This is a genomic window from Burkholderia sp. BC1, from assembly GCF_052683555.1.
The window spans coordinates 1-531 of the sequence record NZ_JBQYLP010000197.1 but is presented as its reverse complement, the minus strand read 5'-3'; the positions used below and the strand labels follow the sequence as shown (position 1 = coordinate 531).

The 531-nt window shown below is 63.3% G+C and carries 1 protein-coding gene; it reads right to left on the bottom strand.

The window, feature by feature from the left end; all coding sequences use genetic code 11:
- Positions 1 to 15: 15 nt before the first annotated feature.
- A partial coding sequence (locus ACSHSS_RS30330) for a methyl-accepting chemotaxis protein (RefSeq protein ID WP_445545983.1) occupies positions 16 to 531 on the bottom strand: 516 nt, incomplete at its 5' end.

Below are 531 nucleotides of genomic sequence, written 5' to 3'. Positions count from 1 at the left end.
CAACATGTGGCTACGTCAGTTGTTCGTCGAGCTTTTCTCTGAAGCATAAGCTTCCAGCAAACCCATATTGACTGCCGCGGTCGGCCATGGCTGAGGATCAGGATGTCGGTGGTCTGCCAACCGGTGCGGCGCAGTTCTCCCATGCGACTGGTCTTGTGCGTAGGCAGCCGGGTCGGAACTGCCATCGTCCGCCAGTTTGAACACCGCCACCGTCTGCACCAGCTCTTCGGACTGACCCTTCAGTCTGGAGGCCGCGGCGGCCATCTGCTCGACCAGCGCCGCGTTCTGTTGCGTTGCCTGGTCCATATTGGTGACGGCCTCGCCCACCTGCGCTACTCCCTGGCTCTGCTCGGTGCTGGCCGCGCTGATCTCGCCCATGATGTCGGTCACGCGCCGAATGCTGTCCACGACCTCTCTCATAGTGGTGCCGGCCTGGTCCACCAAGGCGCTGCCTTGCTCGACCCGGCCCACGCTGTCGTTGATCAGGGTCTTGATTTCCTTGGCGGCCTCGGCGCTGCGCTGGGCCAGGCT